This is a genomic window from Mycobacterium aquaticum (assembly GCF_002086485.1).
Lineage (GTDB): Bacteria > Actinomycetota > Actinomycetes > Mycobacteriales > Mycobacteriaceae > Mycobacterium > Mycobacterium aquaticum.
Window position 1 is genome coordinate 34,394 of the sequence record NZ_MVHF01000003.1, and the last position, 16,257, is coordinate 50,650.

Annotated in this window: 14 protein-coding genes; 8 read left to right on the top strand and 6 right to left on the bottom strand. The window is 67.9% G+C overall.

From position 1 onward, the window contains the following. Positions 1-6 precede the first annotated feature (6 nt). Positions 7-2,100 carry a transketolase gene (tkt, locus tag BST13_RS03900; protein ID WP_083160851.1) on the bottom strand — a complete coding sequence of 698 codons (2,094 nt, stop codon included), beginning with the start codon at positions 2,098-2,100 and terminating at the stop codon, positions 7-9. Between the two features lie 235 nt (positions 2,101-2,335). Between tkt and BST13_RS03905 the strand changes: the two genes are divergently transcribed. Together BST13_RS03905 and BST13_RS03910 are read left to right on the top strand one after the other, a co-directional pair. After that, a complete protein-coding gene (locus tag BST13_RS03905; RefSeq protein ID WP_083160853.1) occupies positions 2,336-3,268 on the top strand; it encodes a heme o synthase in 933 nt (310 codons plus the stop codon). Between the two features lie 9 nt (positions 3,269-3,277). Further along, a complete protein-coding gene (locus BST13_RS03910) occupies positions 3,278-4,222 on the top strand; it encodes a DUF1254 domain-containing protein (protein ID WP_083160855.1) in 945 nt (314 codons plus the stop codon). Positions 4,223-4,243: 21 nt separating this feature from the next. On the opposite strand, the gene BST13_RS03915 is transcribed toward BST13_RS03910, so the two are convergent. Continuing rightward, positions 4,244-5,218: a quinone oxidoreductase family protein gene (locus BST13_RS03915; protein ID WP_083161351.1), complete on the bottom strand. Its 975-nt coding sequence runs from the start codon at positions 5,216-5,218 to the stop codon at positions 4,244-4,246. 106 nt (positions 5,219-5,324) lie between these two features. Between BST13_RS03915 and BST13_RS38975 the strand changes: the two genes are divergently transcribed. Beyond that, positions 5,325-6,293, top strand: coding sequence for an ATP-grasp domain-containing protein (locus BST13_RS38975; protein ID WP_083160857.1), 969 nt, complete (start codon positions 5,325-5,327; stop codon positions 6,291-6,293). On the opposite strand, the gene BST13_RS03925 is transcribed toward BST13_RS38975, so the two are convergent. The 4 genes from BST13_RS03925 to mptB form a co-directional block, all read right to left on the bottom strand. Next, complete coding sequence (locus tag BST13_RS03925) at positions 6,189-7,172, bottom strand: COX15/CtaA family protein (RefSeq protein WP_211296010.1); 984 nt, start codon at positions 7,170-7,172, stop codon at positions 6,189-6,191. The two genes, BST13_RS38975 and BST13_RS03925, sit on opposite strands and share 105 nt — an antisense overlap. A gap of 82 nt (positions 7,173-7,254) precedes the next feature. Continuing rightward, positions 7,255-8,034, bottom strand: a complete 780-nt coding sequence (locus BST13_RS03930; protein ID WP_083161353.1) for an ABC transporter permease — start codon at positions 8,032-8,034, stop codon at positions 7,255-7,257. A gap of 28 nt (positions 8,035-8,062) precedes the next feature. Continuing rightward, a complete protein-coding gene (locus BST13_RS03935) occupies positions 8,063-9,010 on the bottom strand; it encodes an ABC transporter ATP-binding protein (RefSeq protein ID WP_083160861.1) in 948 nt (315 codons plus the stop codon). Beyond that, positions 9,007-10,710 (bottom strand): polyprenol phosphomannose-dependent alpha 1,6 mannosyltransferase MptB, encoded by a 1,704-nt coding sequence (gene mptB, locus BST13_RS03940; RefSeq protein ID WP_083160863.1) that lies wholly within the window; start codon positions 10,708-10,710, stop codon positions 9,007-9,009. Before mptB ends, BST13_RS03935 begins: the two co-directional genes overlap by 4 nt. 120 nt (positions 10,711-10,830) lie before the next feature. Between mptB and BST13_RS03945 the strand changes: the two genes are divergently transcribed. The 5 genes from BST13_RS03945 to BST13_RS03965 are packed head-to-tail and all read left to right on the top strand — an operon-like array spanning position 10,831 to position 16,256. Further along, a complete protein-coding gene (locus tag BST13_RS03945; protein WP_211296000.1) occupies positions 10,831-11,634 on the top strand; it encodes a helix-turn-helix transcriptional regulator in 804 nt (267 codons plus the stop codon). Then, entirely contained in the window at positions 11,631-13,061 is a 1,431-nt protein-coding gene (sufB, locus tag BST13_RS03950) for a Fe-S cluster assembly protein SufB (protein WP_083160865.1), read from the top strand. The genes BST13_RS03945 and sufB overlap by 4 nt, the downstream gene beginning before the upstream one ends. A 2-nt stretch (positions 13,062-13,063) precedes the next feature. After that, a complete protein-coding gene (sufD, locus tag BST13_RS03955) occupies positions 13,064-14,242 on the top strand; it encodes a Fe-S cluster assembly protein SufD (RefSeq protein ID WP_083160867.1) in 1,179 nt (392 codons plus the stop codon). Further along, on the top strand, positions 14,239-15,006 hold the full coding sequence (gene sufC / locus BST13_RS03960) for a Fe-S cluster assembly ATPase SufC (RefSeq protein WP_083160869.1): 768 nt from the start codon (positions 14,239-14,241) through the stop codon (positions 15,004-15,006). The genes sufD and sufC overlap by 4 nt, the downstream gene beginning before the upstream one ends. A gap of 2 nt (positions 15,007-15,008) precedes the next feature. Next, a complete protein-coding gene (locus BST13_RS03965) occupies positions 15,009-16,256 on the top strand; it encodes a cysteine desulfurase (protein WP_083160871.1) in 1,248 nt (415 codons plus the stop codon). The last annotated feature ends 1 nt before the right edge of the window (position 16,257 follow it).

Consider the following 16,257-nt stretch of genomic DNA (forward strand, 5'->3'; position numbering starts at 1 on the left):
CCTCTGCTAGTTGTTCAGGGATCGTTCCGCCGCGGCGACGACAGCCTCTGGCGTGAAACCGAACTCGCGGAACAGGGTCTTGTCGTCGGCCGATGCGCCGTAGTGCTCGATGGACACGATCTGCCCGGTGTCGCCGACCAGCTTGTGCCACGGCTGGGCGACACCCGCCTCGACCGCGACGCGTGCCGAAACACTCGGCGGCAGCACCGAGTCCTGGTAGTCCTGCGGTTGCTTCTCGAACCACTCCACACACGGCATCGACACCACGTAGGCGACGATGTCCTTCTCGGCCAGCGTCTTCTGCGCCGCGACCGCCAGTTGCAGCTCCGAGCCGGTCGCGATGATGACGACGTCGGCGTCGTCGGCGGGCTTGCCGCCACCGAGCACGTAGCCACCGCGGGCGACGCCTTCGGCACTGGTTCCCTCCAGCACCGGGACACCCTGGCGGGTCAGGATCAATCCGACAGGGCCGCTGTTGGCCGTGCGCTCCAGCACGGTCTTCCACGCGTACGCGGTCTCGTTCGGGTCACCCGGGCGGACCACGGACAGGTTCGGGATGGACCGCAGGGCTGCCAGGTGCTCGATCGGCTGATGGGTCGGACCGTCCTCACCGAGACCGATCGAATCGTGCGTCCACACGTAGATCGGGTCGATGTCCATCAGGGAGGCCAACCGCACCGCGGGCCGCATGTAGTCCGAGAACTGCAGGAACGTGCCGCCGTACGCGCGGGTCGGGCCGTGCAGCACGATGCCGGACAGGATGGCGCCCATGGCGTGCTCGCGGATGCCGAAGTGCAGGGTGCGCCCGTACCAGCTCATCGTCCAGTCGTGAGTCGACTGTGACGGCGGGCCAAAGGAATTGGCGCCCTTGATGGTGGTGTTGTTGCTGCCGGCCAGGTCGGCCGAACCGCCCCAGAGTTCGGGCAGCTTGGGCCCGATGGCGGCGAGCACCGCACCGGAGGCGGCGCGGGTGGCCACCGGCTTGGAATCGGTCTCCCAGTGCGGCAGGTCGGCGTCCCAGCCCTCAGGCAGTTCGTGGGCCAGCAGGCGGTCCAGCAGCGCCTTGCGCTCCGGTTCCCGCTTCGCCCAGGCGTCGAGCGAGATCTGCCAGTCCTCGTGGGCCTTCTTGCCGCGCGCGACGAGCTCACGCGTGTGGGCGATGACGTCGTCGCGCACCTCGAAGCTCTTGTCCGGGTCGAAGCCGAGCACCTTCTTGGTGGCTGCGACCTCGTCGGCGCCCAGCGCCGCGCCGTGCACACCACCGGTGTTCATCTTGGTGGGGGCGGGGTAGCCGATGATGGTGCGCACCGCGATGAACGACGGCTTGTCGGTCACCTTCTTGGCTTCCGCGATGGCGGCCTCGATGCCCGCGACGTTCTCGCCGCCTTCGACTTCCTGGACATGCCAGCCGTAGGCGCGGTAGCGCGCCGGGGTGTCCTCGGTCAGCGCGATCTGGGTGTCGTGCTCGATGGAGATCTTGTTGTCGTCCCAGAACACGATGAGGTTGCCGAGCTCCTGGGTGCCTGCCAGCGACGACGCTTCGCTGGTGACGCCCTCCTCGATGTCGCCGTCCGAAGCGATCACGTAGATGTAGTGGTCGAACGGGCTCTCACCGGGGGCGGTGTCGGGGTCGAACAGGCCACGCTCGTAGCGGGCGGCCATCGCCATGCCGACAGCGGAGGCCAGGCCCTGGCCCAGCGGGCCCGTGGTGATCTCGACGCCCTTGGTGTGGCGGTACTCGGGGTGTCCGGGGGTCAGCGAACCCCAGGTGCGCAGCGCCTCGATGTCGGCCAGCTCCAGACCGAACCCGCCCAGGTACAGCTGGATGTACAGGGTGAGGCTGGAGTGGCCACACGACAACACGAACCGGTCGCGGCCGATCCAGTGGGTGTCGCTGGGGTCGTGGCGCATCTGTCGCTGAAACAGCGAGTAGGCCAGCGGGGCCAGGCTCATGGCGGTACCGGGGTGGCCGTTGCCGACTTTCTGCACCGCGTCGGCGGCCAGCACACGGACCGTGTCGACGGCGGCCGAATCGAGGTCCGTCCAGTCGTCCGGATGGTTCGGGCGGGTGAGGGCGGAGATCTCTTCGACGGTGGTCACTACCTCGCTCCTAAGTTCCGATTGCATGTGCTGAGCTGTACGCGGCAGACCCGCAGCTCCCATCCAACACCCTAGTGCCAGCGGTTCATCGAGGGCGGTTGGTTGGGGCACGATTACCCCGCCGTTCACCTCGGCCGGGCGCGCAAATCCGACCCTGCGGTGTCGGGCACTGAGCCATGCGGTCTACCATCGTTTGTAGTAGAAGTCGCGTGCAGTCACCCGAGGAGTTATTTGCGTGAGCATTCGCGAGCGCCGTTCCCTCGGTGGGGCGCCGAGCCGAATACGCACCACTTTCCTGGCGTATTTGGCACTCACCAAGCCGCGTGTCATCGAGCTGTTGCTCGTGACGGCCATCCCCGCCATGCTGCTGGCACATCGCGGCGTCGTTGATCCACTGCTGATCCTGAACACGCTGATCGGCGGCATGATGGCCGCGGCGGGTGCCAACACGCTCAACTGCGTGGCCGACGCCGACATCGACAAGGTCATGAAGCGCACCGCGCGCAGGCCGCTGGCCAAGGCGTCGGTGCCGACCCGGCACGCGCTCATCTTCGGGCTCGCCCTGACGGTCGCCTCGTTCGCGTGGCTGTGGTGGACCACCAATCTGCTCTCGGGCGTGCTGGGGCTGGTGACCATCGCGTTCTACGTGTTCGTCTACACCCTGCTGCTCAAGCGGCGCACGTCGCAGAACGTGGTGTGGGGCGGCGCGGCAGGCTGCATGCCCGTGATGATCGGCTGGTCGGCGGTCACCGGAACCATCCAATGGCCTGCGCTGGTGATGTTCCTGGTCATCTTCTTCTGGACGCCGCCGCACACCTGGGCGCTCGCGATGCGCTACAAGGACGACTACAAGGCGGCCGGGGTGCCGATGCTGCCCGCCGTGGCCACCGAACGTCAGGTGACCAAGCAGATCCTGATCTACACCTGGCTGACCGTGCTGACCACACTGGTGCTCGCGCTGGCCACCGGCTGGCTCTACGCGTCGGTCGCGCTGCTGGCCGGGGCGTGGTTCCTGGTGATGGCCCATCAGCTCTACTCCGGCGTCAAGCGCGGCGAGCCGGTCAAGCCCTTGCGCCTCTTCCTGCAGTCCAACAACTACCTGGCTGTGGTGTTCTGCGCGCTCGCCGTGGACTCGGTATTGGCGCTGCCGACGCTGTTCGGGCGGTAACCTGCGGGCGTGCTGGTCACCCCCGACAACTTCGCCCGCGCCGAATCCGACCTCTACTTCGGCAACATCGTCAAGGACGGCGGCTTCGCCGCGCTGCACCACATCCGTGAGCTCAGTCCGCTCGACAACCAGTTGGTGATCCGGCAGAACCGGGACACCCTCTACTCGGCAGGGGTGTTCGATCTCGACGCCGGGCCGGTCACCGTGACCCTGCCCGACAGCGCCGGGCGCTTCATGGCCCTGCAGGTCATCACCGAGGACCACTACGTTCCGACGGTCGTGTACGCCCCCGCGGAGCTCACCCTGACCCGGGCGGATATCGGCACCCGATATGTCGCAACGGCCATCCGTACGCTCGTCGACCCCAACGACCCCGCCGATGTGGACGCGGTGCACGCGCTGCAGGACGCGATCTCGGTCAGCCAGGCCGCGCCGGGCAACTTCGAGGTGCCGGGGTGGGATCCGGCGAGTCAGAAGACGGTCCGCGACGCGCTGATCACGTTGTCGACGACACTTCCGGACAGCAAGGCCACCTTCGGGCCACGCGACTCCGTCGACCCGGTGCGGCACCTGATCGGTTCGGCGTACGCCTGGGGCGGCAACCCGGAGCGTGACGCCCTGTACCTGCCGGTCTTCCCGGCCGCCAACGACGGCACCACAGTGCACCGGCTCACCGTCGAAGATGTTCCGGTGGACGGGTTCTGGTCGGTGACCGTCTACAACAAGGACGGGTACTTCACGCCGAATGCCCAGAACGCGTACTCGCTGAACAACATCACCGCGGCCAAGGGGCCCGACGGCGCGACCGTCATCCAGTTCGGCGGTGCCGACGCACCGAACCTGCTGCCGATCACCGACGGGTGGAACTACATCGTGCGGCTCTACCGGCCCCGGCAGGAGATCCTCGACGGGTCGTGGACGTTCCCGGTGGCCGAGCCGGTTCAGCCGGCCTGACTGCCCGCGAGTTCGACGACTCTAGGGCACCAGCACGATCGAGCCGACGGTCTTGCGGCCCTGCAGATCGGTGTGGGCCTGGGCGGCCTCGGCCAGCGGATAGCGTCCGCCGACGGTGATGTTGATGGTCCCGTCGGCGATGGCGTTGATCAGTTCTCCAGCGCGCCAGGAGAATTCGTCGGGTGTGCGGGTGTAGTGCGCCAGCGACGGCCTTGTGAGGAACACCGAACCCGATGAGTTGAGGCGCTGCGGGTCGAACGGTGGGACCGGGCCACTGGCGGCACCGAACAGCGCCAGCGTGCCGCGCACGGCCAAACTGGCCAGGCTCGCGTCGAACGTCGACTTGCCCACCCCGTCGTAGACAGCGGCGACCCCGAGACCGCCGGTCAGTTCGCGGATCTTCTCGGCGAACTCCGCCGGGTCATCGGGGTAGTCGAGCACCTCGACGGCACCGGCCTGCCGGGAGAGCTCGGCCTTCTCTGGCGTGGACGCCGTGGTGATCACCCGGGTGCCGATGCTGGTGGCCCACTGCGTGAGGATCAGTCCGACGCCGCCCGCGCCGGCGTGCAGCAGCACGGTGTCCGACGGTTGCACCGGATAGGTCGACTTGATGAGGTAGTGCGCGGTCATACCCTTGAGCAGTGCGGAAGCCACCGCGTCCGGCGCCACACCGTCCGGTACGTAGGCGCTGAAATCGGCAGGGGCGACGCAGTATTCGGCATATGCCGCGGCCGCGTTGGCGGTCACCACCCGGTCGCCGACCGCCAGTGCCGCCACATCGTCACCCACGGCGGCGACCGTGCCGCACACCTCGGTGCCCACGACGAACGGCAGCTCCCGCGGATAGAGCCCGGACCTGAAGTAGGTGTCGATGAAGTTCACGCCGATCGCTTCGGCCTTGATCAATATCTCGCCGGGGCCAGGGCTGGGCTCGGGCAGTTCGATGAATTTGAGGACCTCGGGCCCACCGGTCTCGGCGACTTCGATCGCGTGCATGGAGACCATCCTGCCAAGCCTCGGCCGTCCGCGTGTGCCGCAACACCCGGCGGGATCCCGTGACACCCTTGGGAGAGCCCCGTCGTCACCGACCCCGGAGGAATGTGTGAAGCTCGCCCGCCCCGACATCTTCCATCCGCGCATCGTGTTCGCCGGTTGCCCGTCACTGCCCGACGGCGACGGTGACGACGCCGGTCTGGTCGCCGCGCTGCGCACGCGGGGCCTGCATGCGCGGTGGCTGTCCTGGGACGACCCCGCGACGCGGGACGCGGACCTGGTGGTGCTCAGGGCCACGTGGGACTACGCCGACAGGCTCGACGAATACCTGTCGTGGACGCGCTCCGTGCGCAACCTTGTCAACGCACCCGCGCTGGTCGCGTGGAACGTCGACAAGCACTATCTGATCGACCTGGACAAGCTTGGCGTGCCGGTGGTGCCCACGCGGCATTTCCCGGTCGGGCACACGGTGACCGTCCCTGCGGGCGAGGTGGTGGTCAAACCGGCGGTCGGGGCGGGTTCGCAAGGAGCGCAACGCTTCGTCGACGCCGACGCGGCCGCCGCACACGCCGCCCAGCTGCACGCGCAGGGCCGCGCAGTGCTGGTGCAGCCCTACGATGGGCGCATCGCCGACGGCGAGACCGCCCTGGTGTTTCTCAACGGCGAAGAGTCCCACGCGTTCATCAAGGGACCGATACTGCCGCCTGCGGGCAGCGCCCCGCAGTTCGAGGAAACCGGAACCTATGCCACCGAAACCCTGTCACCGGCCGAGCCGGAGGATGCGATCTGGGAGGTCGGCCGGCTGGCGATCGCGGCCGTGACGCGCATTTTCGACATCGACGCGCACGATCTGCTGTACGCCCGGGTTGACGTGATCGGCGGGGCCGGGGCGAGCGCAGCGACGGGGAGAGGTCTCGACGATCCTCGGCTCCTGGAACTCGAGCTCGTCGAACCGTCCCTGGGATTCCGTCAGCTAAGCCCTGTCGGCCGAGCTGACGCCGAACGTCGATTCGCGCTCGGTGTCGAGTCCGCGCTGGAGCGGCTCGGGCTCGGTCCGCTCTCGCATCGACGCCCATAGCGCCGCGGTGGCAGCCGTGCAGGCGGCCGCCCCGGCGACGTGCACGGCGACGAGCGCGGCGGGCACGCCCGTGTAGAACTGCACGACCCCGACCAGTCCTTGCGCGCACACCAGGGCCAGCAGGACGCCCAGCCGGACCATGATCGGCCGAGCGGCATGCACCGCGGCGAGGGCGAACCCGAGCGCGACGATCATCGACAGGTAAGCGACCAGAAGTGACGAGTGGGCGTGCACCAGGGTGGTGATCTCCACCTGAAGCCGCGGCACCACGCGGTCGAGGCTCTTGTCGCCTGCGTGGGGACCTGCGCCGGTGACCAGGGTTCCGGTCACCAGGATCGCGGCGAGGATGACGGCGCTCAGCGCGGTCAACTGCCGCAATGGTTTTGCCACCCGCACGGTGGGAGATCCGTCGTCGGGCTGGCCGACCTTCACGTACAGCAGCACCGACAGCCACACCATGGTCATCGATGCGACCAGGTGGATGGCCACGGTCCACCACAGCAGCCCGGTCCGCACGGTGATGCCGCCGATGATGGCCTGCACCACTGTGGAGGCGGGCATCAGCCACGCGTAGATCAGCACCTCGCGGCGGCGTCGGGCCCGGGTGACGGCCAGCACGGCGGCTGCCGCGGTGAACACCACCAGGAAGGTGATCATCCGGTTGCCGAATTCGACGGCCTGGTGCACGACGGCGACCTCGGCGTGCGGTACCGGGGTGAAACTGCCGGGGAAGCACTGTGGCCACGTCGGGCAGCCCAGGCCCGAGGCGGTCACTCGCACGATCGCGCCGGTCACCGCGATCCCGCCCTGCGTGAGGATCACCAGGAACGCGATGATGCGCTGGACCCGCAGGCTCGGTAGGGGCAGCAGATCGACCAGTCGCAGAAAAAGACGTCCGACGGTCACGGGCTGATCGTAGATGAACCGGAACTACAGCTCGTAGTAGGGGCCGACTGGCGCATCAGGTGAAGCGGAACCAGCGCATCGCGCACACGGCCGCGACGGCGCCCCACGCCACCAGCACGACGATGCCGAACCAGTCCACCGACAGGGACATCGCGCGGGTCAGCGCCTCGGTGAGAGCGCCCGACGGGGTGAGCCGCGCGGCCCACCGCAGAGCCGACGGCACCAGGCCGCCTTCCAGCGTCAGCGCGCCCAACCCGGCGAACACAAACCACAACAGGTTCGCCAACGCCAGCACGATCTCGGCCTTGAGGGTGCCGCCGAGCAGCAGTCCCAACGCCGCGAACCCGGCGGTGCCGAGCGCGATGATCACCGCGCCCAGTGCCAGGCCCGCGACCGGCGGCCGCCAGCCGAGAGCAAACCCGATGGCACCCAACAGGATCGCCTGCAGGAACACGACCGTGACCACCGCGAGCGCCTTGCCCGCGATGATGCCCCACACCGGCAGCGCCGTCGCGCCGAGTCGTTTCAGTGCGCCGTACCGGCGATCGAACGCCACGGCGATGGCCTGCCCGGTGAAGGCCGTGGAGATCACGGCCAGCGCCATGATCGGTGGGGTGAACGCCGCGGCGCGGTGTTCCCCGAACGACCCCAGCGGCAGCAGGGTCAGCCCGATCAGCAGCGTGATGGGGATGAACATCGTCAGAAGCAGCTGTTCGCCGTTGCGCAGCAGCAGTTTGAGCTCAAGCCCGTACTGCGCGGCCAGCATCTTCGGCACGCCGGCCGGCCGCGGGTCGGGGGAGAACGTCCCGGGTTCGAAACGGTTGGTCGTGGTCATCTCGTTGTTCGTCATGTCGTCCGTATCGTCAGCCCCGTAGCTCGCGTCCGGTGAGGTCCAGGAACACGTCCTCCAGGCTGCGCTGCTCCACCCGCATGTCGGTGGCGAGCACGTCCAGCCGGGCACACCACGCCGTCACGGTGGCCAGCACCTGCGGGTCGATGTCCCCCTCGACGAGGTATTCGCCCGGCGCGGTCTCGCTGGCCTTGTAGTTCTCCGGCAATGCTCCGATCAGCAGCGACAGATCGAGCTTGCGGGGGGCGCTGAACCGCAGCTGGTTTTCGGCGCCGGTGCGCATCAGTTCGGCGGGTGTGCCGGTGGCCACCGCCACGCCGTGGTCGATGATGACGATGCGGTCGGCGAGCTCCTCGGCCTCGGTCAGCTGATGCGTCGTCAACACCACGGTCACGCCGTCGCGGCGCAGGGCATCGATCAACTCCCACACCACGATTCGCGCGTGTGCGTCCATGCCTGCGGTCGGCTCGTCGAGGAAGACCAGCTCGGGGCGGCCGACCACCGCGCATGCCAGCGCCAGCCGCTGTTGCTGGCCGCCGGAAAGTCGCCGGTAGGTGGTGCGGGCCGACTCGGTGAGACCGAGCGTGTCCATCAGCCAGGCGGGGTCGAGCGGGTTGGCCGCGTACGACGCCACCAGGTTGAGCATCTCGCCTGCGCGGGCGGCCGGGTAGCCACCGCCGCCCTGCAGCATCACGCCGATTCGCTCACGCAGCCGCGCGTTGTCGCCGACCGGATCCAGGCCCAGGATCTCGATGGTGCCCCCGTCGGGCCGGATGAAGCCCTCGCACATCTCGACGGTGGTGGTCTTGCCTGCGCCGTTGGGGCCGAGCAGGGCCAGCACCTCGGCCTTGTGCACTTCGAGGTCGAGGCCGGATACCGCTGTCGTCGTGCCGTACTGCTTGGTGACGCCGCGCAGCAGCACGGGTGTTTCAGTCGGCGAAGCGTCGGAACGCGAGGTCACGGGGTCTCAGCGTAGGCGTCGGAGGTGGTGGCCGGTGCCGCCGGTGGGCTGCTGGTGGTGTCGGGGAGCCTGCGCCACGGTAACCGGCGCCACGTCAGCCCGATCAGGATGAGGACGATCACCGTGCTCGCCAGGGTCGCCATCACGATCTGGAACAGCGCGAACCGGTCACCGTTGGCGGTGGGGCCGAAGATGCCGACGACGAGTGTCAGCACGATGGTCGCGCCGCGGAAGCCGGGCCGGGTGGCCCACGCGGCAAGCGGCACGATGGCCCACAGCAGGTACCACGGCTGCACCACCGGGAACAGCAGGACGGTCGCGCCGAGGGCGACCCCGAGCCCGCCGACCGGATGCAGCCGACCGCGCATCACCGCGAGCAGCAGCCAGGTGACGACGACGGCGATGATCGAGACGCCGATCGCGCGGGTCAGCGCCAGGACCGCGGTGGTGTGATCGCCGAGCCCGAGCAGGATGCCGACCTGGCCGGTGCCCAGGGCCAGCAGTGTCGGCGGTGACATCCAGCTGCGCACCACGTTCGCGGTGCCCAGGGTGAACAGCCAGCCGAAGCCCAGTCCGCTGGCCCAGCCGATGATCGCCATCACCACCAGCGACACCGCACCCAACGAGAAGCTCGCGAGGAAGAATGCCTTCACCGTCCCGCCCCACCGCCACGCCAGGGCCATGGCGACGAACCCGAGCGCCAGCAGCGACGGGAGTTTGACCTGCGAGGACATGGTGATGAGGACCGCGCCGAGCAGCAGCATCGCCATCGGTTGCCAGCCGGCCCACTCGGCCGCACCGCGCGGCCAGGACAGACGGATTCCGCCCTTTGTGTTCCTCGCGTGCGCGGGCAGCAGCGGTCGACTCGAATCGATCCCACGCAACGCGAACTCGGTGCCGGCGAGCATGAGGCCGAGCATCAGTGCCTCGTTGTGGATGCCCGCGACCAGATGCATGAACAGCAGCGGGTTACACGGACCCAGCCACAGCGCGCTCACTTCGGCGACGCCGCAGCGGTGCGCCAGCCGCGGGGTGGCCCACACGATGAGGCCGACGCCGAAGAGCACGACCAGGCGGTGGCACAGCACGGCGGCGACGATGTTCTCGCCGGTAACTCCGGAGATGGTCTGACCGATCCACAGGAAAAGCGGACCGTAGGGGGCCGGGGTCTCGCGCCACAGGCTGGGTACGGACAGGGTGAAGACGTGGTCGAGGCCGAGGCCGGTGGCCGGGCCCACCCGGTACGGGTCCAGCCCGAGCAGCCCGATCTCGCTCTGGGCCAGGTAGGAGTAGACGTCCTTGCTGTACATCGGTGGGGCGATGAGCAGCGGCAGCGCCCACAGCAGCAGCGTGCGGTCGAGCTGGCTGCGGGACATGCGGCGGGGGCCCAGCGCGAACCGGCCCAGCATCAGCCAGGCGAGCGCCATCATCACGGCACCGGTGGTGGTCATGGTCAGCGACACCGTCTGGATGCGCGACGGCAGATTCAGCAGCCGCACGCCGAACGTCGGATCCTGCACGACGGGCCGGGCGCCCGCACCCAATGCCCCGATGGCCATCAGGACGGTGCCGGTGGCGCCGAACAGCCTGGTCCGACGCAGCGCGACGACTTCGGCGTCGTTGAGTGGGGAGCCGACCGCACGTTCGTCGCCGTGCCACCGGGCGATCGACGAGCTGAAGGACGACAGGCGGCTGGCCATCAGAGCAGAGTAACCGCCGGGATCGAGTGGTCCGGGCCCGTGACGGCGCGCACGAGTGGCCCAGGTCACGTAAGGCTACCCTTGCTAGAACCCGTCGCCGAATTCCGTCACAATGGTGTTGTGAAAATCCGCTCGGACGGTACGCGCAAGGCTGGGGTCGGTACGCCGGCCCCTGTCGGCGTTGCCGGCTCGCCGGCTGCCGCCGGTGACGTCGTGCCCGCGTCCGACGGGCAAACCCGTCGCGCCATCATCCAGTTGCTGCTCGAGGGTCCCATCACCGCGGGCCAGATCGGCGACCGCCTCGGCATCTCGGCCGCAGGCGTCCGCCGCCATCTCGACGCCCTCATCGACGCAGGCGATGCGCAAGCCAGCGCCGCGGCGCCGTGGCAGCACAACGGCCGCGGCCGGCCGGCCAAGCGGTACCGGCTGACGTCGGCGGGGCGGGCCAAGCTCGGGCACACCTACGACGATCTGGCAGTTGCGGCCATCCGGCAGCTGCGCGAGATCGGCGGCAAGGACGCGGTCCGGACATTCGCCCGGCGGCGCATCGACACCATCCTTGCCGGAGTCACCGCAGGCGCCGGCGATGTGGCCGAGACCGCCGACCGCGTTGCCGCGGCGATGACCAAGGCCGGCTACGCGACGACGACCAATCCGGTCAGCGGCCCCGTGCACGGTGTGCAGATCTGCCAGCACCACTGCCCGGTGTCGCACGTCGCCGAGGAATTCCCCGAATTGTGCGAGACGGAGCGCGAGGCGTTCGCCGAAATCCTGGGAACCCATGTCCAGCGGCTGGCCACCATCGTCAACGGTGACTGCGCCTGCACCACCCACGTTCCACTCGACACCGACAATTCGTCCGATGTTCGGAGCGCGGCCCACGCCCGAACCACGATCACCAACAACCAAGGAGCGTCGACATGACCATCACGCCCGATACGCCACTGACCCAGGAAGAGGCCATCGCGTCGCTGGGGAAGTACGGCTACGGCTGGTCGGATTCCGATGCCGCGGGCGCCAGTGCGCAACGCGGCCTGTCCGAAGCCGTCGTGCGTGACATCTCGGCGAAGAAGAACGAGCCGGAATGGATGCTGGAGAGCCGCCTGCGGGCGCTGCGCACGTTCGACAAGAAGCCGATGCCGCACTGGGGTTCCAACCTCGACGGCATCGATTTCGACAACATCAAGTACTTCGTGCGGTCCACCGAGAAGCAGGCCGCGTCCTGGGAGGAACTGCCCGAGGACATCCGCAACACCTACGACCGCCTCGGCATCCCCGAGGCGGAGAAGCAGCGGCTGGTCGCCGGTGTGGCGGCGCAGTACGAGTCCGAGGTGGTGTACCACCAGATCCGCGAAGACCTTGAGGCGCAGGGCGTCATCTTCCTGGACACCGACTCGGGCCTGCGCGAGCACCCGGAGATCTTCAAGCAGTACTTCGGCACGGTGATCCCGGCCGGTGACAACAAGTTCTCCGCGCTGAACACCGCGGTGTGGTCGGGTGGGTCGTTCATCTACGTGCCGCCGGGCGTGCACGTCGACATCCCGCTGCAGGCCTACTTCCGGATCAACACCGAGAACATGGGCCAGTTCGAGCGGACGCTGATCATCGCCGACGAAGGCTCTTACGTGCACTACGTCGAGGGCTGCACCGCGCCGATCTACAAGTCGGATTCGCTGCACTCGGCGGTCGTCGAGATCGTGGTGAAGCCCGGTGCCCGGGTTCGGTACACCACCATCCAGAACTGGTCGAACAACGTCTACAACCTGGTCACCAAGCGCGCCCGGGCCGAAGCCGGCGCGACCATGGAGTGGATCGACGGCAACATCGGCTCCAAGGTCACCATGAAGTACCCGGCGGTGTGGATGACCGGCGAGCACGCCAAGGGCGAGGTGCTCTCGGTGGCGTTCGCGGGCGAAGGCCAGCATCAGGACACCGGTGCCAAGATGCTGCACCTGGCGCCCAACACGTCGTCCAACATCGTGTCCAAGTCGGTGGCCCGTGGCGGCGGCCGCGCCTCCTACCGCGGCCTGGTCCAGGTGAACAAGGGTGCGCACGGATCGCGCTCCAGCGTGAAATGTGATGCGCTGCTGGTCGATACCATCAGCCGCTCGGACACCTACCCGTACGTCGACATCCGCGAGGACGACGTGACGATGGGCCACGAGGCCACGGTGTCCAAGGTCAGCGAGGATCAGCTGTTCTACCTGATGAGCCGCGGTATGACCGAGGACGAGGCAATGGCAATGGTGGTGCGCGGCTTCGTCGAGCCGATCGCCAAGGAACTGCCGATGGAATACGCACTTGAGCTCAACCGGCTCATCGAGCTGCAAATGGAAGGCGCGGTCGGCTAGTAATGGCAACAGAGAATCTGACGGCTGCGGTCGAAGGCGCCAACAAGGGGGAGGTGTTCACGTCCTTCGACGTCGACGCCTTCGAGGTGCCGCACGGCCGTGACGAGATCTGGCGGTTCACGCCGCTGAAGCGGTTGCGTGGCCTGCACAACGGCTCCGCCCCGGTTACCGGCAGCGCGCTGATCGAGGTGTCCGAGCGTCCCGGCGTCACCGTCGAAACCGTCGAGCGTGGCGACGAGCGACTCGGCCAGGGTGGCGTGCCCGCGGACCGAGTTGCGGCGCAGGCGTTCTCGTCGTTCGGTCACGCCACCGTCGTCACGGTGGGGCGCAACACGGCGGTCGCAGAGCCCATCGAGATCACCGTCAACGGCCCTGGTGAGGGTTCGACAGCCTATGGGCACCTGCAGGTGCGGGTTGAGGAGCTCGCCGAGGCGGTCGTGGTCCTCGACCATCGTGGCGGCGGAACCTACGCCGACAACGTCGAATTCGTCGTCGGCGACGCAGCACAGCTGAAGGTCGTGTCGATCGCCGACTGGGACGACGACACCGTTCACGTCAGCACGCATCACGCGACGCTCGGCAAGGACGCGGTGCTGCGGCACTTCGCGGTCACCCTCGGCGGCGATGTCGCGCGGCTCACCGGTCGGGTGCGGTTCACCGCTCCGGGTGGCGACGCCGAACTGCTGGGCCTGTACTTCGCCGACGACGGTCAGCACTTCGAGTCGCGGCTCCTGGTCGATCATGCCCAGCCCAACTGCCGGTCACATGTGACGTACAAGGGTGCGCTGCAAGGGGATCCGCAGTCCGACAAGCCCGACACCCACACCGTGTGGATCGGTGACGTGCTGATTCGGGCCGAAGCCACCGGCACCGACACCTATGAGGTGAACCGGAACCTGGTGCTCACCGACGGTGCGCGCGCCGACTCGGTGCCCAACCTGGAGATCGAAACCGGCGAGATCATCGGCGCCGGGCACGCCAGTGCCACCGGCCGATTCGACGATGAGCAGCTGTTCTACCTGCAGGCCCGCGGTATCCCCGAGGACCAGGCCCGGCGCCTGGTGGTGCGCGGATTCTTCGGCGAGCTGATCCAGAAGATCTCCGTCCCCGCGGTCCGGGAACGCCTGACCGCTGCCATCGAACACGAACTTGAGCTAACTGAAGGAATCACGCACGCATGAGCACTCTGGAAATCAAGGACCTCCACGTCAGCGTGGCCGCGACCGACGCCGCCGAGGAGATCCCCATCCTCAAGGGCGTCGACCTCACCGTGAAATCGGGGGAGACGCACGCGGTGATGGGCCCCAACGGCTCTGGCAAGTCCACGCTGTCGTATGCGATTGCCGGCCATCCCAAGTACGTCGTGACGTCCGGTTCGATCACCCTCGACGGGCAGGACGTGCTCGAGATGAGCATCGACGAAAGAGCCCGAGCGGGACTGTTCTTGGCGATGCAGTACCCGGTCGAGGTGCCCGGGGTGTCCATGTCGAACTTCCTGCGCACCGCGGCGACCGCGGTCCGCGGCGAGGCGCCCAAGCTTCGGCACTGGGTCAAGGAAGTCAAGGCCGCGATGAGCGATCTGGAGATCGACCCGGCGTTCGGTGAGCGCAGCGTCAACGAGGGCTTCTCCGGTGGTGAGAAGAAGCGCCACGAGATCCTGCAGCTGAGCCTGCTCAAGCCGAAGATCGCGATCCTCGACGAGACCGACTCGGGTCTCGACGTCGACGCGCTGCGCGTCGTCAGCGAGGGTGTCAACCGTTACTCCGAGGAGACCCACGGCGGCATCCTGCTCATCACGCACTACACCCGCATCCTGCGCTACATCCAGCCGCAGTTCGTGCACGTGTTCGTCGGTGGCCGCATCGTGGAATCCGGTGGGCCCGAACTTGCCGACGAACTGGAAGAGAACGGATACGTGCGCTTCACCCAAGCCGTCGGAGCCTGATCATGACTGCCGCCTCGGTCGATTTGGACGTCACCCGGATCCGCGCCGATTTCCCGATCCTTTCTCGGGTGATGCGCGGTGGGAACCAGTTGGCCTACCTGGATTCCGGGGCGACATCGCAGAAGCCGTTGCAGGTGCTCGACGCCGAACGGGACTTCCTGACCACCTCCAACGGGGCGGTGCACCGTGGTGCGCACCAGTTGATGGAAGAGTCGACCGACGCCTACGAGCAGGGCCGCGCCGACATTGCGGCATTTGTCGGCGCTGAGCCCGACGAGCTGGTGTTCACGAAGAACGCCACCGAGTCGCTCAACCTGGTGGCGTATGTGCTGGGGGACAAGCGGTTCGACCGTGCTGTCGGCCCGGGCGACGTGATCGTCACAACCGAACTGGAACATCACGCCAACCTGATTCCGTGGCAGGAACTGGCGCAGCGCACCGGGGCGACCCTGAAGTGGTACTCGGTCACCGACGACGGCCGCATCGACCTGAATTCGCTCGACCTCGACGATCGTGTGAAAGTGGTGGCGTTCAGCCATCATTCGAACGTGACGGGCGCCATCGCCCCGGTGGCCGAGCTGGTGTCACGGGCCAAGGCGGTAGGGGCGCTGACGGTTCTCGACGCCTGCCAGTCGGCACCGCACCAGCCGGTCGACTTCCACGCGCTCGATGTGGACTTCGCCGCGTTCTCCGGGCACAAGATGCTGGGGCCCACCGGAATCGGTGTGCTCTACGGCCGGTCGGAACTGCTCAACGCGATGCCGCCTTTCATCACCGGCGGTTCGATGATCGAGACCGTCACGATGGAGAAGACCACCTACGCGCCCGCGCCGCAGCGATTCGAAGCCGGCACGCCGATGACCTCCCAGGTGGTCGGATTGGCTGCTGCCGCAAGGTATCTGACCGCGATCGGGATGCCCGCGGTCGAGGCGCACGAAGCCGAGCTGGTGGCCGCCGCGCTCGAGGGGCTTGCCGGGCTACCGAATATCCGGATCATCGGGCCGACGACCATGCAGCACCGTGGGTCACCGGTGAGCTTCGTCGTCGACGGAATCCACGCCCATGATGTCGGGCAGTTCCTCGACGACGACGGCGTGGCCGTGCGCGTCGGTCATCACTGCGCCTGGCCGTTGCACCGGCGGTTCGGCATCGCCGCGACCGCTCGGGCGTCGTTCGCGGTGTACAACACGCTCGACGAGGTGGACCGGTTGGTGGCCGGGGTGAAACGCGCCGTGGAGTTTTTCGCGTGAG

Bases quoted from the DNA above. Each gene is read 5' to 3' on its own strand.
- sufD (WP_083160867.1), top strand. From the start codon at position 13,064: ATGGCAACAGAGAATCTGACGGCTGCGGTCGAAGGCGCCAACAAGGGG.
- mptB (WP_083160863.1), bottom strand. From the start codon at position 10,710: ATGGCCAGCCGCCTGTCGTCCTTCAGCTCGTCGATCGCCCGGTGGCAC.
- sufB (WP_083160865.1), top strand. From the start codon at position 11,631: ATGACCATCACGCCCGATACGCCACTGACCCAGGAAGAGGCCATCGCG.
- sufC (WP_083160869.1), top strand. From the start codon at position 14,239: ATGAGCACTCTGGAAATCAAGGACCTCCACGTCAGCGTGGCCGCGACC.
- BST13_RS03930 (WP_083161353.1), bottom strand. From the start codon at position 8,034: ATGACCACGACCAACCGTTTCGAACCCGGGACGTTCTCCCCCGACCCG.
- BST13_RS03965 (WP_083160871.1), top strand. From the start codon at position 15,009: ATGACTGCCGCCTCGGTCGATTTGGACGTCACCCGGATCCGCGCCGAT.
- BST13_RS03915 (WP_083161351.1), bottom strand. From the start codon at position 5,218: ATGCACGCGATCGAAGTCGCCGAGACCGGTGGGCCCGAGGTCCTCAAA.